Below are 25390 nucleotides of genomic sequence, written 5' to 3'. Positions count from 1 at the left end.
CCTATAGATGCAAATCTATAGGCTTTTTTATTGCCTCATTCTAGACAAGGCATAATCTAAAAAATACTAAGCCTTTCTAAAACGTAGCGTTATCCATGGGGTTCAAAAACATTCGCCATTCTGACGATGCTCTTGAGTGGCACGCGATGCTTATTTCTATCGGCGCAAAGAAGCTGATGCTCCTTATCTTTTGGCTCGCCAATCTGCTGGATCTGCACCCGATATCCTTGCGACTTAGCAGCAGCACAATAATCCTCAAACTCCCACTGAGCCATATTGGTATTGTCACAAATAACTAAGGGGATTTTATTTGCTATTGCATGAATAAATCGCGTTAGGTTTAACTGGTGATATTTGGATAACTCTTTCGCATCAAAACAATACTCACCATCTTTATAGAAGAACTCATCGGTTGAGCAGACTTTATACTGAAGCGTATTTTTCTTAGGTAAGCTATTTATAAATTCCTCAACCCAGTAGCTTTTTCCACTACCGGGTAAACCGCGCATTATGATCGCAAGCCCCTTAAAGCCAGTATCATTCACTAAATTATTCACTTAAAGAGTTCTCCTAAAGTAGATCACTTATCACCTTACCACTAAGAATATTATCGACTAATCTAGGCACGAGTTCGCTCGCCTTTCCCTCTAGGTGATATTGAAACTGACTGTGGCGCTCCACTGGCGTAATATTGACTTCTACAGTCTGTGCACCATGGTGATTAGCAGTATCAACAAAACCTGCAGCAGGATAAACCGTGCCCGATGTACCTATGGCAATAAATAAATCGCAAGTATCAAGAGCGTGTTGAATACGGTCGAGGCCAATTGGCATCTCGCCAAACCAGACAACATGGGGCCTTAACCTCTGTGCTGGAATACAACAAGTACATGTATGATCGGGCCCAAACGGTTCTCTCAGTACAAAGGTCTGCTTAGAGCGAGGGCAGCGCCCTTTCGATAATTCACCATGCATATGCAAAAGCCGTTTAGAGCCGCCCCTCTCATGCAGATCATCGATATTCTGGGTCACCACGAGCAGCTCACCTTCAAACTCCTGTTCGAGTTTCGCTAAAGCTATGTGACTGGCATTGGGCTCTATCGATCCATTATGAAACTGTTGCCAACGCTCATTATAAAAACGTTCTACCAATAACGGGTTCTTAGCATAACCTTCGGGGGTCGCGACCTCTTCAATATTATGTTGCTCCCATAGTCCATCTTGATCTCTAAAGGTACGTAAACCTGATTCCGCTGAGATCCCTGCTCCGGTCAATATTACAATCTGCTGGTACATCTAGGGTCCTTTTTGTTTGGCTTTATAATTATTCTGCCTATTTTTAGGCATAGATGACATTAGGCATTAGTATAAATGGACAATAACAATACAAAAGCCATGGTTAAATTGCTTGTTTTATATCTAGTTAATGGCTTTTATTTGTTAAAGGTGCTTTATTGCAAGATCAAAGGTTTAAGTTTTCAACTTGTACACATATAATGGCTTTAATACCCACAAATGAACGGATTGCCTTATAGCTAATCGTTCTGCAATCAAGAGATCAATAATGACAGATGGAAATCAAGCGCTAAAAAAAGCGGGTTTGAAAGTGACCTTACCACGAGTCAAAATTTTAGAATTGATGCAAGAGCCCGAGAATCAACACATCAGTGCTGAGGACCTCTATAAGAAATTGCTCGACATTGGGGAAGAGATTGGCCTTGCAACTGTCTACCGAGTACTAAACCAATTCGACGATGCAGGCATTGTGACTCGTCACCACTTCGAAAGCGGTAAAGCGGTGTTTGAGCTTTCAACCCAGCACCACCATGATCACTTAGTGTGCCTATCATGCGGTAAAGTTATCGAGTTCTCAGATGAAGTGATTGAGCGCCGTCAAGATGAGATTGCGATGAAGCACAACATCAAGCTGACCAACCATAGTTTATACCTCTATGGTATTTGCACGAACGACAAGTGCGATCATGCTGATAGCTAAAACAATATAAACCAAAAAAACCAGCGTTAGCTGGTTTTTTTATGGTGATTAAAAGCTTTAGGACTTTATGAAACACATTCACCTTGTGACCCATAAACTTGTCTCTATTACGCTCAACCATCCCAAGCTTACGCGCTACACCCTCTGAGCCTTTATTGCCTAATAAAATCAGTGCGATTGCTTCATGAATATCATAATCTTTAAACCGCGCCAAAGCCGCAGTCCCGGCCTCAAAACCGATCCCTTTTCCCCAATACTGAGGCAAGTAGCGGTAACCAAGCTCAACTTCATTAAATTCCGTGATAAGTTTTGGTCCACAAAAGCCGATCACTTTTCCATCGGCCTTATGCTCTACCGCCCATCGACCATAACCGAGCTCACGATAGTTAGCTAAGATAACATTTTCCAATATATCACTGGCCTGCGATAAAGAGGTCATAGGAGCGCCAGGAATATAAGTCAGAACCTCAGGTAAGCTGTTTAGCAAAAAGAGTGCCTGAGTATCTCTCTCGTCAAAATGACGTAAGATAAGCCTGTCAGTCTCAGCAATAATCACAATAAACTCCTTCTAAGTCCGCTTCCTTACTAAACAACTAATATACCTACATTCTGTTTAGTTTAGAAACTATTAAAACATGTTTGCTAAACTCCCCTCAATAGCGTTCAATAAAGTGATACCGCACTGAAGTCTGCAACAAAGGAATGCTCTATGACTATTATGCAGAAGGTCTATTGGATTATAGCGACCTTAGGTAACCTACTCGCCATCAGTTTTGTGTTTAACCATACCGGGATGCTCCCAAGCTTAGTACTGATACTTACCCTTGGCTACACCGCTATTGGGTATTTCGATATCTTCTATAGCCCTCACACACTTAATCGCCTCTACCCCGTAGTGGCCTATCTTAGATACTTTTTAGAATCTTATCGTGTTGAAATCCAGCAATACTTTATCGCTAATGACACAGAGGAGACTCCCTTCAACCGAGAACAAAGGTCATTAGTCTATCAGCGAGCTAAAAATGTAAGAGACACCATCGCCTTTGGTACCCAAAGAGACTTGTTAGAAGATAACTATTTAAGCCTTTGGCAATCACTGCACCCTAAAGAGATCGATGAAACGGCCAAGCGAGTGCAAATTGGTGGCCCGAACTGCTTAAAGCCCTACCAAGCTTCCTACTTTAATATCTCAGCGATGAGCTTTGGAGCACTCAGTGCTAATGCGATTGAATCGCTCAATCTAGGTGCACTAAAAGCGGGTTGCTACCATAACACTGGAGAAGGCGGCGTGAGCCCCTATCATTTAAAGCATCGTGGAGATCTTGTGTGGCAAATCGGCTCAGGTCTATTTGGCTGTCGCGATGTAGAGGGTAACTTTAACCCAGATGCCTTTAAAGCGATGGCGACTAAACCTCAGGTAAAAATGATAGAAATAAAATTATCTCAAGGGGCAAAACCCGGTCATGGAGGCGTACTACCGAAAGCAAAAATAACCGATGAGATAGCTGCTATTCGTCATATTCCTAGGGATAGAGATTGTGTCTCCCCAGCAGTGAACCCAGAGTGCACAACACCGAAAAAACTACTCAACTTCGTTACGAGATTAAGAGAATTGAGTGAAGGAAAACCCATTGGCTTTAAACTTTGCGTCGGCAACCCCGTAGAATTTTTAGGCTTATGTAAAGCCATGATAGAAACAGGGATCACCCCCGACTTTATCACAGTGGACGGCGCCGAAGGTGGAACTGGCGCAGCCCCAGTGGAGTTTAGCAACCGCTTAGGCATGATGTGCCTCGAAGCGGTTTATTTCGTTCATAACGCCTTAATCGGTGCAGGCCTAAGGGATAAGATTAAAATCATCGCATCGGGCAAAACAGCCTCTAGTTTCGATCTATTGGCAAAAATAGCCATGGGCGCCGATACGGTCAATGCGGCAAGAACTATGATGATGTCTCTAGGCTGTATTCAATCTAGGCACTGTAATACCAATATGTGCCCCACAGGCATAGCAACTCAAGATCCCGCCAGAAGTAAAGCAATAGACGTCAATGCCAAGAGTGAACGAGTGAAGAATTATCATAAAAATACTCTCCACAGCTTCTTTGAATTAGTAGGAAGTATGGGGCTGGATAGCCCTGAAAAACTACAACCGCATATGTTAAAGCGCCGAACGCCTTATGGTTTATTAATGTCGGTCGGCAGTTTAATCGAACCTCTACAGGCTAACGACCTGATTAATGAGAATCAAATTGCAGGGCCTTGGAACGAATGGTGGCGTATGGCACAGACTGAAGACTTCTACTCTGAAGATCTTTATATTCTTAGCCCTGCTGAGTTAACTCGTACACCTAGCAAACAAGCATTACCATCAAAGTAATAGCGTCAGCCACAAACTCATAGTAAACACCGACAGTACCGTAGAGATGACTACGGTACTGGCAATAACCGATTGCTGCGCTTTTACCTGCATTGCCACCAAATATGCATTTACACCTAAAGGTGAAGCACTCAGTAACACTAATAAGGCTATCGATTCTTGTTGCAGCTTAAAGCCAAACTTAGCGACGCAATAGACAAATAGCGGCAGCAATAACAGCTTTATGATTGAAGCTAGAAATGCTCGATGCCAGTCCCTCGCCACTTTATAAAAAGCGAGATTTGCGCCTAGTACAAATAGCGCACAGGCCAAAGCGGGCTCACTGAGCAATCGCAAACCATTGATTAAGTTTCCCTCCAAGGATATGTGCAACAAGTTTAAAATTAGTCCCCCAGAAATACTGAGCACAATGGGGTTTAGTACTATCCCTTTACTAAATTGCCATGCGCCTGTGACCCCTTTGCCATGTTTAGCACTAAGCAAGAAAGTTAGCGAAAACAATAGCGCACTATGAAAAGTAATAATGGCAAACACCTTTCCCATCATCTGCTCCCCGAGAGCCCCCGCGATGATAGGCAAGCCAACTAAAATGGTGTTGGAGTAACTGCAACCTAGAGCAAACACAGCGCTTTCACATCGCCGCTCCCCCCCTTTAGGGCTTAAAGCGAAGTACAGAGCAGCGCTCAGCCCATATACTGCAGCTACCGGCAGATAAAATGCACCTAAAGTTGCTAGCTCAAAGCTTCGACTTAGATCAGCTTGGTACATATTGATAAATAAAAATGCGGGGATACAAATATAGAAAGTGAACAAGCTAATTCCGGCAATATGCGCCTTAGTAAAAGGCCCTTTTGCAGTCAACAAGTAGCCTAAGCTAGCCATAAACAGTAAAGGGAAGATAATCGAAAACGTCGACATGAACACAAGATCCTTGAACTCTGATATTTAACCTAACCCTATTACGGCCTAGTCATGCTTTTTTAATTTATTTCAGAGTGATATATAAGTGTCGGCATCATAACAGAATATGAAAATGAATTGTTAATATTGGCAGTTGCAAAACACTGCCATAACCCCTTTTATCTTAAGAGCCGAAGCGGATAAATCAGCCGTAAAGATATTAAGATGTGGGTAGATAAACTAACAGTTAAATAGGCCTGAGTTCGTCTAAGCAAACCGCAAGCATACGAGCAAGTAGCCCTTACTTACTGGAAATATTGAGTGGGATAATATTGCAGAAAATTTCTTTTTCAAATTGCTGCTCTAGCTGTTCACGCCATGACTGCTTGTTGATGGGCACTAAGTAGAACTCCTCCCTAGAGGTATCAGTGACAAACGCTAAACCGTGACGCATTAGCTCAAAGTGAATATCATTAACAAAGTCAGCTGAAAAATTTTGTCGGCCAGTTAACTGATTGATATCACTACGCGTAAGTGAAACCCCCTCTTTAAGGCCACCGAATCTCAGCCTTAACCAATCGGAAAACTCTTTTGCGCTCACCATAGACATAAAAGTTACCTACAAGTTCCCTATAGATAAATTAGGTATAACAGATTGGCTTAAGTCCGCCATTTTTTTGACCAAATATCCCGTTTTTATCGCCAAACGTTCTAGAAAATGCCGAGTAAGTAAAATTAAACTCTAAAAATAAACAGAAAAAATCAAAAAGTAGACTCTTGTTTCCGGTAGCTTGAGTCAATTTACACAAAAAAAAGGCGCCTTAGGCGCCTTTTTATAACTAATTGGTGTTTACCAACCAGTCTTAGTGCGTAGTGCACTACCGATGTCCGCAAGCGAACGTACAGTCGTAACGCCTGCCGCTTCAAGAGCTGCAAACTTATCTTCTGCAGTACCTTTACCGCCAGCGATAATCGCGCCAGCATGGCCCATACGCTTGCCTTCAGGTGCAGTAACACCAGCAATGTATGAAACAACAGGCTTAGTTACGTTCGCCTTGATGTATTCAGCAGCTTCTTCTTCAGCAGTACCACCAATTTCGCCAATCATAACGATAGCTTCTGTTAGCGGATCGTTTTGGAACATTTCCAATACGTCGATGAAGTTAGTACCAGGAATTGGGTCACCACCAATACCAACACAAGTTGATTGGCCGAAACCTTCATCAGTAGTTTGCTTAACCGCTTCGTAGGTTAATGTACCAGAGCGAGAAACAATACCGACTTTACCAGGCTTATGGATATGACCAGGCATGATACCAATCTTACATTCACCTGGAGTAATCACACCTGGGCAGTTTGGACCAATCATACGAACGCCAGTTTCTTCAAGCTTAACTTTAACTTGAAGCATATCTAGCGTTGGGATCCCTTCAGTAATACAAACGATTAGCTCGATGCCACCGTCGATTGCTTCAAGGATTGCATCTTTACAGAAAGGTGCTGGAACGTAGATAACAGAAGCGGTTGCTCCCGTTACTTCTACCGCGTCTTTAACAGTATTAAATACTGGTAGACCAAGATGAGTTTGACCACCTTTTCCTGGTGAAACACCACCAACCATCTGAGTACCGTAAGCGATTGCTTGCTCAGAGTGGAATGTACCTTGACCGCCAGTGAAACCTTGACAGATAACTTTAGTATCTTTGTTAATTAATACAGACATTATTTGCCCTCCGCAGCAGCTACAACTTTAACAGCAGCGTCTGTTAGTGACTCAGCTGCAATAATGTCAAGACCTGAGCTTGCTAATACATCGCGACCAAGGTCTGCGTTAGTACCTTCAAGACGAACAACAACAGGCACTTCAACACCAACCTCTTTAACTGCGCCGATGATGCCTTCAGCAATCATGTCACAACGTACAATACCACCAAAGATGTTCACTAGAACCGCTTTAACGTTATCGTCAGATAGGATGATCTTAAATGCTTCAGCTACGCGCTCTTTAGTTGCTCCACCGCCTACGTCTAGGAAGTTAGCTGGCTTGCCGCCGTGTAGGTTAACGATATCCATCGTACCCATTGCTAGACCAGCACCGTTAACCATGCAGCCAACATTGCCATCTAGTGCAACATAGTTCAGCTCGAACTTAGCCGCGTGAGCTTCACGAGCATCATCTTGTGATGGATCGTGCATGTCACGGATCTTAGGTTGACGGAACAATGCGTTGCCATCGATACCAATCTTGCCATCAAGACAGTGAATGTTACCTTCGTCTGTGATCACAAGAGGGTTGATTTCAAGTAGCGCGAAATCATGATCTTCGAACATTTTCGCCAAGCCCATAAAGACTTTAGTGAACTGCTTCATCTGAGTTGGGTTAAGACCTAACTTGAAGCCAAGATCACGGGCCTGATATGGCTGAGGACCCGTTAGCGGGTCGATGATAGCCTTGTGGATCAACTCTGGCGTTTCTTCAGCCACAGTTTCAATCTCAACACCACCTTCAGTCGATGCCATAAACACAACGCGACGAGTTGCACGGTCAACAACCGCACCTAAATAAAGCTCGTTTGCGATATCGGTACAGCTTTCAACTAGGATTTTAGCAACAGGCTGGCCTTTCTCGTCAGTTTGATAAGTCACTAAGTTCTTACCTAACCAATGCTCGGCAAATGCTCTGATCTCTTCTTTATCGCCAGTGACTTTAACGCCACCAGCTTTCCCGCGGCCGCCAGCGTGCACTTGACACTTAACAACCCACATATCACCGCCAATATGTCCTGCTGCTTCTACTGCTTCTTGGGCAGTATCACATGCAAAACCTTCTGACACTGGTAAACCATATTCGGCAAATAAGGCTTTTGCCTGATATTCATGCAAATTCATGATGATCTATCCATTATACTTCTTATGTATTTCAGCAGGCCCAAACGGGCCCGCAGCGAGGGTATTGTCTGTCTTGACTTAAAGGTCAAGAAGCAGACGAGTTGGATCTTCAAGGAAGTCTTTAATAGCAACCAAGTAACCAACTGATTCACGTCCATCTACAATACGGTGATCGTAAGAAAGTGCGAGGTACATCATAGGCAGGATTTCAACCTGACCATTTACTGCCATAGGGCGATCTTTAATGGCATGCATGCCTAAGATTGCGCTTTGTGGCAAATTCAAGATTGGCGTTGACATCAATGAGCCAAACACACCACCGTTAGTCACGGTGAAGTTACCGCCAGTCATATCATCAACAGTTAACTTACCATCACGACCTTTAATCGCGAGTTCACGAACATTACGCTCGATATCGGCAAGGCTCATCTTGTCTGTGTCACGCAAAACTGGTGTCACAAGGCCACGAGGAGTCGATACTGCGATGCTTACATCAAAGTAGTTGTGATAAACAATATCATCACCATCGATTGATGCGTTTACTTCTGGGAAGCGCTTAAGTGCTTCGGTTACAGCCTTCACGTAGAAAGACATGAAACCAAGGCGAATACCGTGGCGCTTCTCGAAAATCTCTTGATATTGCTTACGAATATCCATGATTGGCTTCATGTTAACTTCGTTAAACGTGGTTAACATAGCTGTCGAGTTTTTCGCTTCAAGTAAGCGATTAGCGATTGTCTTACGAAGGCGTGTCATAGGTACACGCTTCTCGCTACGCTCAGCAAGTGGTGCAACTGCAGCTGGCGCAGGAGCACTCACAGCAGCGGCCGCAGGCTTATTCTTAACGAATGCTTCGACGTCTTCTTTAGTGATACGACCGCCTACTCCAGTACCTTTAACAGCACTTGGGTCAACATTATGCTCAGCGACAAGACGGCGAACAGATGGGCTTAGTGCGTCATTTGACTCATCAGATGACTCGCTTGCAGGTGTAACCGCTTCAGCTTCAGCTTTAGTCACTTCTTGACCCGCAACCGCGCCAGCAACAAAGTTTGCGATTACAGCTTCACCAAGAACAGTGTCACCTTCCTCGGCTAAAAACTCTGAAATTTGTCCATCTTCAGGCGCTACAACTTCAAGTACAACTTTATCAGTTTCAATATCAACAAGGATTTGATCACGAGAAACTTGCTCGCCAGCTTGAACATGCCAAGTAGCAATGGTTGCATCTGCAACTGATTCTGGCAGTACGGGTACCTTAATTTCGATACTCATGGATTACGATCCTTTTTATAAATGTTCTATTACTACAGCTTTAACGCACTGTTGATTAATGATTCTTGTTGCTGAGCATGCAATGCAGGGTAACCACATGCTGGCGCAGCTGACGCTTCACGGCCCGCATAGCTCAACTGAGCTCCTGCTGGAATGACGCTCCAAAAATGGTGTTGACTACAATACCAAGCACCTTGGTTTTGCGGCTCTTCTTGACACCAAACAAAATCTTTAACATGGGCATAATCGGCAAGGGCAGCTTGCGCTTCTTCATGTGGGAACGGATACAACTGTTCAACACGGATTAGTGCAACATTCTCTAAGCCTTCTTTACGACGACGCTCTAGCAGCTCAAAGTAAACCTTTCCGCTACAAAATACGACTCTATCCACTTTACTTGCATTTAATTCATCAATTTCACCGATGATATTCTGGAATGAGCCTTCAGCCAGCTCCTCCATGCTTGATACGGCTAATGGATGACGCAGTAATGACTTTGGTGACATAACCACTAAAGGACGACGCATTGGGCGTACAACCTGACGGCGCAGCATGTGATAAACCTGCGCAGGAGTCGATGGCACACATACTTGCATGTTGTGGTTAGCACAAAGCTGAAGGAAACGTTCTAAACGGGCACTCGAGTGCTCAGGTCCCTGACCTTCATAACCATGAGGCAGTAACATAGTCAGACCACATAAACGGCCCCACTTTTGCTCACCCGATGATAGGAATTGGTCAATAACCACTTGGGCACAGTTAGCAAAATCACCAAATTGTGCTTCCCAAAGCGTTAATCCGCCAGGTTCTGCTGTCGCATAGCCATATTCGAAAGCTAATACAGAGGCTTCAGAAAGCACCGAGTCAGTAATATCGATTGGCCCCTGCTCATCTGCAATGTTGCGAAGTGGCATATAAGCGGTTGCATCATTTTGGTTATGCAGCACCGCATGACGATGGAAGAAAGTACCCCGACCAGAATCTTGACCCGTTATGCGAATGCGCTTCTTGTCTTCAAGGATCGAGGCATAAGCTAAGGTTTCTGCAAACCCCCAATCGAGCAACTTCTCACCAGCGGCCATCGCAAGACGGTCTTTGTAGATCTTAGCGACACGAGACTGTAGCTTATGGCTTTCAGGCACATAGCTGATTTTCTCTGCTAGCTGCTTGATTCGATCAATCGGCAGCTCTGCTTGATATGCATCGTTCCAATCGGCACCGATATATGGGCTCCAATCGACTGAATGCAATGTCATTGGGCGCCACTCTTTAACCACACAGTCTCCGCCATCTAGCGCATCACGGTAGTCGTTCACCATAGCCGTGACTTCATCGCTCGCTAAAGTCGTTTCAGCAATCAGTCTATCGGCATAGATCTTTCTTGGGGTTGGGTGCTTCTTGATTTTGGCATACATCAGAGGCTGAGTAGCACTTGGCTCATCGGCTTCGTTATGACCATGACGGCGATAACAAACTAAATCAATCACCACATCACGCTTAAACTCGTTGCGATAATCGACCGCAAGTTGAGAGACAAAAGCAACAGCTTCTGGGTCATCAGCATTGACGTGGAAAATAGGCGCCTGCACCATCTTAGCGATATCGGTGCAGTACTCAGTCGAACGCACGTCTTCGGTTAAATTAGTAGTGAAGCCTACTTGGTTGTTAACGACGATACGTATACTGCCACCAACTCTAAAAGCACGAGTTTGTGACATGTTAAAGGTTTCTTGCACAATGCCCTGACCGGTAATCGCCGAGTCACCATGAATGGTAATAGGCATCACTTGGCGGCCAGTATCGCATCCTCGACGGTCTAGACGAGCACGAACCGACCCCATAACCACAGGGTTAACAATCTCAAGATGAGATGGGTTAAACGCTAGTGCTAAGTGGACATTTCCGCCTGGCGTTTCAAAGTCTGATGAAAAACCTTGGTGATATTTTACGTCACCAGAACCATTAAGTGCATCGCTGTGTTTACCAGCAAATTCGTCGAACAGTTCAGAAGGTTTTTTACCTAGGATGTTCACCAGTACGTTTAAACGACCACGGTGCGCCATACCGATAACCACTTCTTTGGTACCCGCATCGCCTGCGCGATAGATGATTTCACGCATCATAGGAACAAGTGCATCACCGCCTTCTAATGAGAAGCGCTTAGCACCAGGGAACTTAGCACCTAGGTACTTTTCCATACCTTCAGCAGCATTAAGTCCTTCAAGAATTCGAGTCTTATCTTCTTTTGAGTAGTTTGCAGCACCGAGAGAAGGTTCAAGACGTTGCTGGATCCAGCGTTTCTCATCGGTGTCGGTAATGTGCATGTACTCAGCACCGATAGAACCACAATAGGTTGCTTTCAATGCTTTTACGAGATCTTCAAGCTTCATGGTTTCACCACCATGAGCAAATGACCCCGTATTAAATTGACGCTGCATGTCATCGCTATCTAAGCCATGAAAAGCGGGATCCAATTCAGAAACTTTTTCACGCTTCCAAATTTCAAGCGGATCTAAGTTAGCATTCTGATGACCGCGGAAACGGTGAGCGTTAATTAGCTGTAGGACTTTTACTTGTTTTGCATCGACCTCAGGGTCGGTCACCTTAGGCGAACCTTTCTGACGTCCTTCTAATGCAAGACTACGAAAATAGTCACGTACTTTAGAGTGGGCAGCTTCTGGTACATCAGCCGATGTGCCATTAACTAGAGGGAGGTTATCAAACACGACACGCCAGTCTTCAGTTACCGACTGCGGATCTTCTTGATAGGCTTCATACATCTCTTCTACATAGGTCGAATTCGCACCATTAAGATGAGATGATTCGAGCCAGGCTTTCATGATGCCTTGGTGCATTTCTATTCCTTTCAAACTGTATACACTTGCTTAGCCAAAGTCATAAATACAGATCGTTTGAGCTAACCCAAATTATCTGTAATCTCTGTAGCCCCTAGAGTTCCAGATTATCGTTATATTCGTCTTCCATGACACAAAAAAGAGCCACTCTCCACAGGGAAAGTGACTCCTATAGAGCTATATCAATATCGGCTCTTGGTACTGCATTTAAACGGCTCTCTTCAGAAGCATAGACTTAATATGTCCAATTGCTTTTGTTGGGTTAAGCCCTTTAGGACAAACGTCCACACAGTTCATGATGCCGTGGCAGCGGAAGACACTATATGCATCATCTAATCCAGATAAACGCTCCTCGGTTGCTGTATCACGGCTATCGATTAGGAAACGATAGGCATGTAGCAAACCACTAGGGCCAATGAATTTATCTGGGTTCCACCAGAACGAAGGACAAGCCGTAGAACAACATGCACACATGATGCACTCATAAAGTCCATCTAAGTGCTCACGATCTTCAGGTGATTGTAAATGTTCACGCGCAGGCGTTTTTTCATCATTAATCAGGTAAGGCTTAATCTTTTCATACTGGGTATAAAACTGAGTGAGGTCGACAATCAAATCACGTACTACTGGCATGCCGGGTAGTGGACGGATTTCAATTTTTTTACCTTGGAAGGTCGAAACGGGGGTAATACAAGCAAGTCCGTTTTTACCGTTCATGTTAATACCATCACTACCACACACGCCTTCACGGCACGAGCGTCTAAAAGCCAGTGTTGGATCTAACTCTTTAAGCTTTAAAAGTGCATCCAGTACCATCATGTCAGTACCTTCTTGAACTTCTAAGCTGTAATCCTTCATATACGGCTTCGTATCTACGTCAGGATTGTAGCGATAAACTGCAAATTCCAATTTCATCGTGGCTTCTCCTTAGTAAGTACGCTTGATAGGCGGGAATGCGTCACGAAGCTTAGGCTCCATGTTAACATCTCGCTTCGTCATCTGCTCGGTCACTGGGTCATAGATGCTATGACATAACCAGTTCTCATCATCTCGGTCCAAGAAATCTTCACGAGAATGAGCACCGCGACTTTCGGTACGGAAGTTAGCCGCTGTCGCTGTTGCAATCGCAGTCGCCATCAAGTTATCTAACTCTAAGCACTCAATACGTTGAGTATTGAATTCAGTTGAGTTATCTGAAAGCTTGGCATTGGCTAGACGTTCGCGAATTGCTTTAAGCTCTTTAAGGCCCTCAGCCATCGCATCACCACTTCTAAATACAGAGAAGTTAAGCTGCATACAAAGCTGTAGATCCTTACGGATAACTGCTGGGTCTTCGCCATCCTTGTTGCTTTCCCAACGGTTTAAACGCGTCAGAGAAGCATCAATCTCGGCTTGGCTCGCCTCTTTTGGTGTTGGCGTTTCATCTAACGCCTTACCTAAGTGTTGCCCAGCTGCTCGACCAAATACTACAAGATCTAACAATGAGTTACCACCCAATCGGTTAGCTCCGTGTACCGAAACGCACGCAATTTCACCAACGGCAAATAAGCCGATCACATCTTCTTCGCTGCCATCACTATTCTGGCGAACAACTTGACCGCTCACTTTTGCAGGTAGGCCGCCCATCATGTAGTGACAAGTAGGAAGAACAGGAATAGGACCATCGGCAGGATCGATATGAGCGAACGTGCGCGACAGTTCACAAACACCTGGCAGACGAGCTTCTAGGGTCTCTTTACCTAAATGGTCAAGCTTAAGCAGACAGTGCGGTCCAAGAGGGCCATCGAGACCACGACCTTCACGAATTTCAGTCATCATTGAGCGTGCTACCACGTCACGTGATGCCAAGTCCTTCGCATTTGGCGCGTAACGCTCCATGAAGCGCTCGCCGTCTTTGTTCAGCAGATATCCACCTTCACCACGACAACCTTCGGTGACCAAAACACCCGCGCCAGCAATACCCGTTGGGTGGAACTGCCACATTTCCATGTCTTGCATCTGAACCCCAGCACGCATCGCCATACCAACGCCGTCACCAGTGTTAATATGCGCGTTAGTGGTTGACGCATAAATACGCCCTGCACCACCTGTTGCTAAGATGGTTGCTTTTGCCTTGAAATAAACGATTTCGCCAGTTTCAATTTCAATTGCAGTACAACCAACAATCACACCGTCTTCATTTTTAACTAAGTCGAGTGCATACCACTCAGAGAAGACTTCAGTTTTATGCTTAACGTTTTGCTGATAAAGGCAGTGAAGTAATGCATGACCTGTACGGTCTGCTGCGGCTGCAGTTCGCGCAGCTTGTTCACCACCAAAGTTTTTAGACTGGCCACCAAATGGACGTTGGTAAATTTTACCATTGTCGAAACGTGAGAAAGGTAAACCCATATGCTCAAGCTCAATCACTGCTTCTGGGCCAGTTTTACACATAAACTCAATCGCTTCTTGGTCACCGATAAAATCGGAACCTTTCACGGTATCGTACATATGCTGTTCCCAGTGATCTTCATGGGCGTTACCTAGCGCAACGGTAATACCACCCTGTGCAGATACTGTATGAGAACGGGTTGGGAATACTTTAGATAAAAGCGCACAGCTCTTACCTTCTTTAGAGATCTGTAAAGCGGCACGCATACCGGCACCACCAGCACCGATTACAACCGCGTCAAATTCGCGAACTGGAATACCCACTTAAACACCCCACACAATCAAAATGCCAGCGGCCAAATAACAGAAGGCGGCGATGACAAAAACAAACTGAAGTACACCACGTAGAGAAACACACTTAACGTAATCTGTTAGCACCTGCCAGATACCGATCCAGGCATGAACTAATACCGCTACGAGTGCGAGTAGTGTAAAAACTTTCATTGGCAATGTGCTAAACAAACCATGCCATACGTCATAAGTTAGTGGAGAGCTACATGCGATAAACCCAACCAAAAAAATGGTGTAACAGGCTAGGACTACTGCACTTGCACGTATAAGAATAAAGTCATGGACACCGCTGCGACCAAGACTTGCTGCGTTAGTTACCATACCCAAATCCCCGCAATGATTGAAAACACTACTGCTAATGCAATAGCGACTTTAGCCGAAGTTACACCAGAAGAAAGTTCTTCCCAGTAGCCAGCATCCATCACTAAGTGGCGAATCCCCACTATCAAGTGATAACCCAGCGCGGTCAGAATTCCCCAGACGATGAACTTAACGATAAAGTTATCAAAGAGAGATTGGACGCCAGCAAAACTTTCTGGTGAAGCTAATGATTCATTAAGCAACCAGATAAGGATACCGACGGCAAACAGCATGATGACACCCGATACACGATGAAGAATGGACGCGATCGCTGTTGCAGGGAAGCGTATGGTCTGCAGATCTAAATGGACAGGTCTTTGCTTTTTCACGTTCTGCTCACTCTGCTCAATTGAGCTAATTTTTGTTATATGAACCGCTTTCGCTCAAATTCCAATCAGTGATTTAGGTCACGGTTTGAAACTTTCACAAAAGAAAACTTGAAACAAACATTTAACAATTTAGCCAGCACTAATTAAGCATGTAAAAAAGCGATAACTAATTGGCAATGTATGCAGCTCTTCTGAGCTGCGGCAAGTATACGTGGGTGAAATGTCAAATACAAACATCACATTATGCAAATTTAGTTTTTTTGGTAAAAAAATCTGCCAAGCCTCTGATGCGACAAGTGCTTAAGGGCATTTAAGACCATGGTCTAACAAATTTAAACGCTTATTTAAATTGAAATGTGATCTAGATTCACTGTAAAGTAATCATGTTTGATAAGCCGCACTCAATAAGAATGAAGTAAGGAGAATGGGGTATGGCTGATAATATAGCCACATTAGAACTACCAGGGAATGATTCAATCGAACTGCCTATTAAAGAAGGTACGGCAGGGTTTGATGTAATCGACATCAGTAAACTAGGTAGCAAAGGTTACTTTACTTTCGATCCAGGATTTCTAGCGACCGGATCATGTGAATCTGCAATTACTTATATCGATGGAGAGAAAGGCGTGCTGTTGCACCGCGGTTACCCAATCGATCAGCTAGCAGAAGAGTCTAACTATTTAGATTTATGTTATTTATTACTTTACGGTGAGCTTCCAAATAAAGCTGAATACGAAAAATTCGTATACACAGTTAAGACACACACCATGGTAAATGAGCAACTTGCTAGCTTCTTTAGAGGCTTTAGACGTGATGCTCACCCAATGGCGATGCTATGTGGTGTAACCGGTGCCCTTTCTGCTTTCTACCAAGACTCTTTGGATGTGAATGATGAGCGTCATCGTGAAATTGCTGCATACCGCTTAGTATCAAAAATGCCAACAATCGCAGCTATGTGTTACAAGTATTCAATCGGTCAACCGTTTGTTTATCCGCGTAACGACTTAAGCTATGCCGGTAACTTCCTAAGCATGATGTTTGGTGTGCCATGTGAAGAGTACAAGGTTAACCCAATCGTAGAACGCGCGATGGATCGTATCTTTATCCTACACGCTGATCACGAGCAAAATGCCTCTACTTCAACGGTACGCCTTGCAGGCTCTTCAGGTGCGAATCCATTTGCATGTATCGCTGCTGGTATTGCATCGCTATGGGGCCCCGCTCACGGCGGTGCTAACGAAGCATGCTTGAATATGCTTGAAGAGATTGGCACTGTCGATCGCATTCCAGAGTTTATCGAGCGCGCTAAAGATAAAGAAGATCCATTCCGTCTAATGGGCTTCGGTCATCGTGTTTACAAAAACTTCGACCCTCGCGCAAAAGTGATGCGTGAAACCTGTCATGAAGTACTAGCTGAACTTAAAGTGAATGATCCACTACTCGATGTGGCGATGGAGCTTGAGCGTATTGCACTAGAAGATGAGTATTTCGTCTCTAAGAAGCTTTATCCAAATGTTGATTTCTACTCTGGGATCATCATGAAGGCTATCGGTATTCCAACAAGCATGTTCACTGTATTGTTCGCCCTTGCGCGTACTGTCGGCTGGATTGCCCACTGGAAAGAGATGTTGGATCAGCCTGGTCACAAGATCAGCCGTCCTCGCCAGCTTTATACTGGTGTTCCTAAGCGTGATTTTATCGATAAAGATAAACGCGATTAATGGGATAACTAAAACGGAGTTAATCTAAACTCGTCACTTAGATCTAAGCTCACGTTCATTATTAAAAAGCACTCATTGAGTGCTTTTTTTATGCCCCAAAAAGCCAATAAACCTCAAATTAAATTCATCATGAAATTTGCTAAATATAGAGTTCAATAATAGATTTCCGTGTAAAACGAACACTCGCTAATCCAATTATGTACGTAATAGTTACGCAAAACTACCGATAGTGGGAGTCACGGCGGCATCAGTATTGCTTTTCGTTTAATAGCAGTTTAGCAAAACAAGCCTAAACAGCCCCCAATTCAGATGACGATGAAAGTCATAATAGTGCTCCCTACCACACTTGTTAAAAAAACTAACATCTGTAACTTTTCGCTACATTGTTCGTGGTAAATACCACCTCACTATCAAGCGATATTCTAACCAACTGAATTTAAAGGATATAAATATTGGCACACATAATGCTTTATCAGCCTATCGGAAAATCGAATAAAGGTCGGCCTACATGGAAGCGTTAACTAAAAAAACAATCATTCTACCTCTGCTGCTAGCAACTCTATTAACAGCCTGTGGCGAACAAGAACAAACTAAAGAGGAGGAGAAGTACGCAGTGCCTGTAGAAACAGCCACTGTGATCCAAGGCGATGTTTCCTCTTTCTATAGCACCACAGCAACACTGGAAGCACCTCAAGAAGCAAAAGTTGTCACCCGAGTTGCAGGGCTTATTCAAGCACTTGAAGTCGAAGAAGGTGACAGAGTCAAGAAGGGGCAGTTGTTGGCGGTTATCGACTCTAAAAGACAGAAATTTGAGTTAGACCGCTCTCAAGCCGAAGTTGAGATTATCGAGCAGGAATTAAATCGTCTAAAAAAAATAAGCAATAAAGAATTCTTCAGCGCCGATTCGATGGCGAAATTGGAATATAACCTACAGGCCGCCATGGCTAAACGCGATCTAGCCGCACTTTATGTCCAAGAGAGCATGATCCGCTCGCCTATCGATGGTGTTATCGCAACCCGCTTCGTCAAATCTGGCAATATGGCGAAAGAGTTTGACGAGCTATTTTACGTAATCAATCAAGACGAACTCTACGGCATAGTGCATTTACCGGAGCAACAACTTCAGCACCTTCGCCTTGGTCAAGACGCCGAAATTTTTGCTAACAAGCATACGCAGCAAACGACCCACGCGACTGTATTGCGGATAAGTCCGATTGTTGATGCGCAAAGCGGTACCTTTAAAGTGACGCTTTCTGTGCCAAACCAAGATGCGACTCTAAAAGCGGGCATGTTTACCCGTGTCGAGCTCAGGTACGACACCCATAACAATGTAATTACCGTACCTTACAACGCAATAATAAACCAAGATAACGAATTTGCGCTCTATGTTATCGATGGTGAGAACGCCAACCGCCGCGCTGTCTCCCTCGGTTATCGAGAAGCCGATACTGTAGAAGTCATTGCAGGGATCGAACCTGGCGAACAAATTGTGATCCGCGGTCAACAAAACCTCAAAGATAAATCCTTAGTTGAAGTGATCAACTCCGTAGACCTAGCGTCAGCTAAATAAGCAAAGGAATACGTTATGTCTATTATAAAAACGGCGGTTAATCGACCGGTAACTGTATGGATGTTTATGTTTGCGGTGATCCTTTTCGGCATGGTGGGTTTCTCACGCCTTGCAGTCAAGCTATTACCCGACTTGAGTTACCCTACCATCACCATTCGTACTCAATATGTGGGTGCAGCGCCAGTAGAAGTCGAACAATTGGTCTCGAAGCCAATCGAAGAAGCGGCAGGTATTGTAAAGGGGCTTAGGAAAATCAGCTCAATTTCTCGCTCTGGCATGTCTGATGTGGTGCTGGAATTTGAATGGGGCACCGACATGGATATGGCGAGCTTAGATGTGCGCGAAAAGCTCGACACCATAGAGTTGCCGCTCGATGTAAAAAAGCCATTATTATTGCGATTTAATCCTAATCTCGATCCTATCGTTCGTTTAGCGCTATCGGTACCTGAAACCACCGCAGGTGCAACCGATGGTATGAGCGAGACTGAGCTAAAACAGATGCGAACCTATGCCGAGGAGGAGCTTAAGCGCCAACTTGAGTCTCTTACAGGCGTTGCCGCAGTAAGACTTTCCGGAGGTCTACAACAAGAGGTGCATATTCAGCTTAACCAACAAAAGCTGACACAACTTAATTTAAGCGCCGATCTTATTCGTAACCGTATTGCCGAAGAAAATATCAACCTATCTGCAGGTAAAGTGATCCAAGGCGACAAAGAGTACTTAGTCCGCACCCTAAATCAGTTCAATTCTTTGGACGAGCTTGGCCAGATCGTGATCTACCGTGATGAGCAGACCTTAGTACGCCTATTTGAAGTGGCGCAAATTGTCGATGCCTATAAGGAACGCAATGACATCACTCGTATTGGTGATAAAGAGTCCATTGAGCTGGCGATCTACAAAGAAGGTGATGCCAATACGGTTTCCGTGGCTCAAAAAGTCACAGCAGAGCTTAATAAGCTCAATAAGCATAACGCCAAGGCTGAGCTGAAAGTCATCTATGATCAGTCAGAGTTTATCGAAAGTGCCGTCAATGAGGTGACCACTGCAGCCCTGATAGGTAGTCTGCTATCTATGCTCGTCATCTATCTGTTTCTTAGGGATATTGTACCAACCCTGATTATCTCAATCTCAATTCCGTTCTCGGTCATTGCCACCTTTAACATGATGTATTTTGCTGATATCAGCCTTAACATCATGTCGCTAGGAGGCATAGCGCTCGCTGTCGGGCTCTTAGTGGATAACGCCATCGTGGTGCTTGAAAATATCGACCGCTGTAAATCCCTTGGTATGAGCCGATTAGATGCCGCCGTGACCGGCACAAAAGAGGTCGCAGGCGCTATCTTCGCCTCAACCCTCACCACGCTTGCCGTATTTGTACCTCTCGTGTTTGTTGATGGCGTTGCCGGTGCATTGTTTTCAGATCAAGCATTAACGGTGACCTTCGCCCTGCTCGCCTCATTGCTAGTGGCGTTAACAACCATCCCTATGCTTGCCTCTCGTGAAGGCTTTAAGGCACTGCCCCCCTTATTGGAAAAGACAGCAAAACCGAAACCTGAGACCAAGATGGCTAAACTCAAGCATTACAGTGCCACCGTGTTCTCGTTCCCCTTTGTGCTGCTATTTAACTACCTACCAAGCGCACTATTGACCTTAGTGCTGATTATTAGTCGCAGCCTGTCTTGGTTAATGGGGCTTGTGATGCGCCCAATTAGCGGCGCCTTTAATTGGGCTTATCACAAGTTAGAGCGCTTCTATCACAAGCTGCTTTCTGCGGCGCTTAAGTTTAGAGTACTGACATTATCGATTGCGATTATGGTGACCGCTGGAGCGGCCCTTTTAATACCACGCCTTGGCATGGAGCTGATTCCGCCAATGAACCAAGGTGAGTTCTATGTTGAGGTACTATTGCCGCCAGGAACCGAAGTCACACAAACCGATAGAGTCCTGCGAACCCTCGCACTGTCGATTAAAGAAAGGGATGATGTCAAACACGCCTATAGTCAGGCGGGTAGCGGCGGTTTAATGACCTCTGATACTTCACGAGGGGGTGAGAACTGGGGACGCTTACAAGTGGTGCTTAGCGATCACAGCGCTTTCGATGCCGTAGCCGATAAGCTACGTACCACAGCAATGCGCATTCCAGAACTTGAAGCCAAGGTTCAGCATCCTGAGCTATTTAGCTTTAAAACGCCGCTGGAGATTGAGCTAGTCGGTTATGATTTAGGTCAGCTTAAACTAACTGCCGACAACTTAGTCGAAGCCCTGTCTGATTCAGACCGCTTTGCCGATATCAATACCAGTCTACGTGACGGTCAGCCAGAACTGAGTATCCGCTTTGATCATGAGCGATTAGCAGCACTGGGTATGGACGCACCAACGGTGGCGAATCGCATTGCTCAGCGTATTGGCGGCACAATTGCCAGTCAGTACACGGTGCGAGATCGTAAAATTGATATCTTGGTACGCAGTGAGCTCGATGAACGTAACCAAATTAGTGATATCGACTCGATGATCATCAATCCCAATAGTAGTCATCCGATATCACTAAGCGCCGTTGCTGATGTGAGTTTAAAGCTTGGTCCATCTGCCATTAACCGCATTAGCCAGCAACGTGTGGCCATAGTGTCTGCAAACTTAGCCTATGGTGATTTAAATGACGCCGTACTCACCGCTCGTGAGATCTTGGCGAATCAAACACTGCCAACCTCAATTCAAGCTCGCTTTGGTGGTCAAAATGAAGAGATGGAGCACTCATTCAAGTCATTGCAAATAGCACTGGTACTTGCGGTATTTCTCGTGTACTTAGTCATGGCGAGTCAGTTTGAGTCCTTACTGCATCCGCTACTGATCTTAATCGCTGTCCCTATGGCGGTCGGCGGCAGTATTTTAGGCCTGTATATTACCCAGACCCACCTAAGTGTCGTGGTGTTTATTGGCCTTATTATGCTGGCGGGAATCGTGGTCAACAACGCCATCGTACTGGTCGACAGAATTAACCAACTGCGTCAAAGTGGCGAAGATAAGCTTACTGCAATCTCTAACGCGGCTAAATCGCGTCTGCGCCCGATCATCATGACCACCATGACTACCGCACTTGGCCTATCTCCTATGGCACTAGGCCTTGGTGATGGTAGCGAAGTGAGAGCGCCGATGGCGATTACGGTGATTTTCGGTTTATCGTTATCAACGCTGCTGACTTTAGTTGTGATCCCAGTGCTTTATGCCCTCTTTGATAGAAAGGAGTTTGATAGAGAAGAGTCAGACATAAGTCTTGAAGGAGGCGAAGCATGAATATCACCCGCTTAGCCATTACAAGGCCGGTAACAACAACGATGTTTTTTGTGGCAATACTGCTGTTTGGGCTCGCCTCTAGTCGATTATTACCGCTAGAGATGTTCCCTGGCATCGATATTCCTCAGGTGATTGTTGAGGTCCCCTATAAAGGCTCCACCCCTTCAGAGGTGGAGCGTGATATCACCAATGTACTAGAGGAGTCGTTAGCCACCATGGGCGGCATTGAGGAGCTACGCTCAAGCTCCTCACAAAATGGCGCTGAAATTGAACTAAGAATGAAGTGGGGAGAGAATGTTGCCACTAAGAGCTTAGAGGCCAGAGAGAAAGTCGATGCGGTGCGTCACTTATTGCCTAAAGATGTGGAGCGAGTGTTTATCAGGCAGTTCAGTACTGCCGATATGCCAGTGCTTAATTTACGTATCTCTAGCGATCGCGAGCTATCCAGTGCTTTCGATCTACTCGATAAGCAGCTTAAAAAACCACTAGAACGTGTAGAAGGAGTATCGCAAGTCACCCTTTATGGTGTCGAGCAGAAGCAGATTGAAATTCGTATCAATGCCGACAAACTGGCATCGAGCAACATTTCGGTTCAAGCACTTAACCGCCGTTTACAGCAAGAGAACTTTGTCATTAACGCTGGTGTGTTAAAAACCGACTCTCGTGTCTATCAAGTATCGCCCAAGGGGGAGTTTAGAAATTTAGATGACATTGCTGCGTTAGTATTAGCGCCAGGGATCACCTTAGGCGATATCGCCAATATCACCTTCTCACTACCTGAGCGCTTAGATGGTCGTCACTTAGATCAAAATTATGCCGTTGGTTTAGATGTGTTTAAGGAGTCGGGCGCCAATTTGGTCGATGTATCCGAACGGGTGATGAAGGTTATCGAAGAAGCTAAGCAGGACTCTCAGTTTGAAGGTATTAAACTGTTTGTAATGGAAGATCAGGCCTATGGGGTGACCTCTTCCTTGCGCGACTTGCTCGCCGCGGGTCTGATTGGTGCTTTGCTTTCTTTCATTGTTCTATATCTGTTCCTTCGCGACCTTAAGATGACCTTAGTTATCGTGTCATCGGTGCCGATTGCTATCTGTATGACATTAGCTGCAATGTACTTTTTAGGTTATAGCCTCAATATTTTGTCAATGATGGGATTATTACTTGCTGTGGGCATGCTGATCGACAACGCAGTGGTGGTCACCGAAAGCGTACTTCAAGAGAAGCAAGCGAAAGTCGATGGCCTAAACCATCTCGAGACTGTAAGCCAAAGTGACAACACGGCCATACTGCGAGGCGTCGATAAAGTCTCACTTGCCGTGCTTGCAGGTACCATGACGACGGCGATTGTATTTTTACCTAACATATTCGGCGTAAAAGTTGAGCTAACAATTTTCTTGGAGCATGTGGCGATTGCTATCTGTATCTCGCTCGCCGCTTCATTGTTAGTCGCAAAAACATTACTACCGTTAATGCTTAGTAAGATGACATTCTCGTTAAGTAAGCGAACGAAAGAAAGTTCACTACAAACTCGCTACCAAACAAGCCTAAATTGGATCTTGGCTCATCCACGAGTTTCAGGTGTATTAGCTATTGCACTCTTAGCTTCCACCGCCCTACCATTAAGCATGGTCAAACAAGACCAATCTGATGGTGAAGGCAATAATCGTCTATACATCAACTATCAGGTGGAAGGCCGTCACAGCTTAGACGTCACTGAAGCGATGATCACTAAGATGGAAACTTATCTCTATGCCAATAAAGATAAGTTCCAGATAGACTCGGTATACAGTTACTTCTCGGCCGACAGAGGTCAATCGACTCTGATCTTAAAAGAGGACACCGAAGTCGATATGAAGGCGCTGAAGAAAACCATACGGGAAGGTTTTCCAAAATTTGCCATCGCCAAGCCGCAATTTGGCTGGGGTGGTGAGAATAATGGCGTTCGCGTCTCCCTCACAGGTCGCTCGACCACAGAGTTAATTCACCTTAGTGAGCAAGTCATCCCACTGCTCAGTAATATCGATGGCCTCACCGATGTGCGCTCAGAGTTAAATGGTGCCCAGCAAGAGGTAGTTATCCGCATCGACCGCCAAATGGCTGCAAGACTGGATTTAAAACTCAGTGAAGTCGCCTCTAGCATCTCCATGGCGCTAAGAGGCACACCTCTACGCTCATTTCGTCATGATCCTAGTGGTGAGCTGCGGATCGAAATGGCGTTTGAGCAGCAATGGCGCTTATCACTCGAGAAACTAAAACAACTGCCAGTGATCCGAATCGACAATCGAGTCTACACCTTAGACAGTTTAGCCAAGGTCGAAATTTTACCTAGGTTTGACACCATTCGCCATTACGATAGACAGACAGCACTATCGATTGGAGCCAACTTAGATGAGCTAACCACAGAGGAAGCACAGGAGAAAATCACTCAAGTGATGGATAACGTTAACTTCCCCGCAGGTTACGGTTACTCGCTAAGAGGCGGCTTTCAAAAGCAAGATGAAGATGAAGCCGTAATGGCGACCAATATGATATTGGCTATTGCGATGATCTACATCGTCATGGCCGCACTGTTTGAGTCACTGCTACTGCCCACGGCGATTATCACCTCGATTCTATTCTCTATTACCGGCGTATTTTGGGCACTGCTATTTACTGGTACTCCCATGTCAATAATGGCGATGATAGGCATTTTGATCTTGATGGGGATAGTGGTGAATAACGGTATCGTATTGGTGGATCAAATCAATCAGCTTTCACCTGAGCTAGATAAACTATCTGAAACCATTAGTGCCGTGTGTTTCACTCGATTACGCCCAGTGCTTATGACAGTAGGAACAACAGTACTAGGCTTAGTCCCCTTAGCTATGGGAGATACGCAGCTCGGCGGTGGCGGTCCATCATACTCGCCGATGGCGATTGCGATTATCGGCGGCCTCACCTTCTCAACCGTCACTAGCCTATATTTGGTGCCCTTGTGTTATCAAGCCCTTTATAGAATACGCCACAACAGCGCGATTCGCCTTGGGCAAGCCGACAGGTTTTCAAGGAGGCTATTACCTTGGATGAGCTAATGGTGATTGCCGTAAGTGAGTTCATGCCCGTTAGC

18 protein-coding genes and 1 pseudogene are annotated in these 25390 nt (G+C 45.0%); 6 read left to right on the top strand and 13 right to left on the bottom strand.

Going from position 1 to position 25390, the window contains the following annotated elements; translation table 11 throughout:
- Positions 1-89 precede the first annotated feature (89 nt).
- Positions 90-509, bottom strand: coding sequence for an AAA family ATPase (locus K5Q92_RS03350; protein WP_220767677.1), 420 nt, complete (start codon positions 507-509; stop codon positions 90-92).
- Positions 510-570: 61 nt separating this feature from the next.
- Entirely contained in the window at positions 571-1296 is a 726-nt protein-coding gene (gene cobB, locus K5Q92_RS03345) for a Sir2 family NAD+-dependent deacetylase (RefSeq protein WP_220767633.1), read from the bottom strand.
- Positions 1297-1564: 268 nt separating this feature from the next.
- Here cobB and fur point away from each other — a divergent pair, with 268 nt between their 5' ends.
- A complete protein-coding gene (gene fur / locus K5Q92_RS03340; RefSeq protein WP_220767632.1) occupies positions 1565-1996 on the top strand; it encodes a ferric iron uptake transcriptional regulator in 432 nt (143 codons plus the stop codon).
- Between the two features lie 58 nt (positions 1997-2054).
- On the opposite strand, the pseudogene K5Q92_RS03335 reads toward fur, so the two are convergent.
- Positions 2055-2552: pseudogene (locus tag K5Q92_RS03335) on the bottom strand (GNAT family N-acetyltransferase); the annotation flags it as partial.
- 153 nt (positions 2553-2705) lie between these two features.
- On the opposite strand from K5Q92_RS03335, the gene K5Q92_RS03330 reads away from it, so the two are divergent.
- On the top strand, positions 2706-4373 hold the full coding sequence (locus tag K5Q92_RS03330; protein WP_220767630.1) for an FMN-binding glutamate synthase family protein: 1668 nt from the start codon (positions 2706-2708) through the stop codon (positions 4371-4373).
- On the opposite strand, the gene K5Q92_RS03325 is transcribed toward K5Q92_RS03330, so the two are convergent.
- The 10 genes from K5Q92_RS03325 to sdhC all read right to left on the bottom strand — a co-directional run bounded on the left by K5Q92_RS03325 (position 4365) and on the right by sdhC (position 15723).
- Complete coding sequence (locus tag K5Q92_RS03325; protein ID WP_220767629.1) at positions 4365-5291, bottom strand: AEC family transporter; 927 nt, start codon at positions 5289-5291, stop codon at positions 4365-4367. The genes K5Q92_RS03330 and K5Q92_RS03325 overlap by 9 nt on opposite strands.
- Positions 5292-5574: 283 nt before the next feature.
- Positions 5575-5883, bottom strand: coding sequence for a hypothetical protein (locus K5Q92_RS03320; RefSeq protein WP_220767628.1), 309 nt, complete (start codon positions 5881-5883; stop codon positions 5575-5577).
- Positions 5884-6123: 240 nt separating this feature from the next.
- The gene (sucD, locus tag K5Q92_RS03315) at positions 6124-6996 is read right to left on the bottom strand and encodes a succinate--CoA ligase subunit alpha (protein WP_028766997.1); all 873 of its coding nucleotides are present in this window, start codon (positions 6994-6996) and stop codon (positions 6124-6126) included.
- Positions 6996-8162 carry an ADP-forming succinate--CoA ligase subunit beta gene (gene sucC / locus K5Q92_RS03310; protein WP_202723403.1) on the bottom strand — a complete coding sequence of 389 codons (1167 nt, stop codon included), beginning with the start codon at positions 8160-8162 and terminating at the stop codon, positions 6996-6998. The genes sucD and sucC overlap by 1 nt, the downstream gene beginning before the upstream one ends.
- 78 nt (positions 8163-8240) lie before the next feature.
- Positions 8241-9437: a 2-oxoglutarate dehydrogenase complex dihydrolipoyllysine-residue succinyltransferase gene (odhB, locus tag K5Q92_RS03305; protein WP_220767627.1), complete on the bottom strand. Its 1197-nt coding sequence runs from the start codon at positions 9435-9437 to the stop codon at positions 8241-8243.
- A 32-nt stretch (positions 9438-9469) separates the two neighbouring features.
- Entirely contained in the window at positions 9470-12292 is a 2823-nt protein-coding gene (sucA, locus tag K5Q92_RS03300; protein ID WP_220767626.1) for a 2-oxoglutarate dehydrogenase E1 component, read from the bottom strand.
- Between the two features lie 207 nt (positions 12293-12499).
- Positions 12500-13207 (bottom strand): succinate dehydrogenase iron-sulfur subunit, encoded by a 708-nt coding sequence (locus tag K5Q92_RS03295; RefSeq protein WP_220767625.1) that lies wholly within the window; start codon positions 13205-13207, stop codon positions 12500-12502.
- A 12-nt stretch (positions 13208-13219) separates the two neighbouring features.
- Positions 13220-14986, bottom strand: coding sequence for a succinate dehydrogenase flavoprotein subunit (gene sdhA / locus K5Q92_RS03290; protein WP_220767624.1), 1767 nt, complete (start codon positions 14984-14986; stop codon positions 13220-13222).
- Complete coding sequence (gene sdhD, locus K5Q92_RS03285; protein ID WP_220767623.1) at positions 14987-15334, bottom strand: succinate dehydrogenase, hydrophobic membrane anchor protein; 348 nt, start codon at positions 15332-15334, stop codon at positions 14987-14989. It abuts the gene before it with no gap.
- On the bottom strand, positions 15328-15723 hold the full coding sequence (gene sdhC / locus K5Q92_RS03280) for a succinate dehydrogenase cytochrome b556 subunit (protein WP_220767676.1): 396 nt from the start codon (positions 15721-15723) through the stop codon (positions 15328-15330). The genes sdhD and sdhC overlap by 7 nt, the downstream gene beginning before the upstream one ends.
- Positions 15724-16133: 410 nt before the next feature.
- Between sdhC and K5Q92_RS03275 the strand changes: the two genes are divergently transcribed.
- From K5Q92_RS03275 to K5Q92_RS03260, 4 genes are all read left to right on the top strand, one after another.
- Positions 16134-17423: a citrate synthase gene (locus K5Q92_RS03275; protein WP_220767622.1), complete on the top strand. Its 1290-nt coding sequence runs from the start codon at positions 16134-16136 to the stop codon at positions 17421-17423.
- Positions 17424-17931: 508 nt separating this feature from the next.
- Positions 17932-18993, top strand: a complete 1062-nt coding sequence (locus K5Q92_RS03270) for an efflux RND transporter periplasmic adaptor subunit (protein WP_220767621.1) — start codon at positions 17932-17934, stop codon at positions 18991-18993.
- 15 nt (positions 18994-19008) lie between these two features.
- The gene (locus K5Q92_RS03265; RefSeq protein ID WP_220767620.1) at positions 19009-22284 is read left to right on the top strand and encodes an efflux RND transporter permease subunit; all 3276 of its coding nucleotides are present in this window, start codon (positions 19009-19011) and stop codon (positions 22282-22284) included.
- Positions 22281-25355 (top strand): efflux RND transporter permease subunit, encoded by a 3075-nt coding sequence (locus K5Q92_RS03260; protein WP_220767619.1) that lies wholly within the window; start codon positions 22281-22283, stop codon positions 25353-25355. Before K5Q92_RS03265 ends, K5Q92_RS03260 begins: the two co-directional genes overlap by 4 nt.
- The last annotated feature ends 35 nt before the right edge of the window (positions 25356-25390 follow it).

The organism is Shewanella sp. MBTL60-007, assembly GCF_019654915.1.
In the GTDB taxonomy this organism is placed as follows: Bacteria; Pseudomonadota; Gammaproteobacteria; order Enterobacterales; family Shewanellaceae; genus Shewanella.
This window is presented reverse-complemented; position numbering and strand designations above follow the sequence as displayed.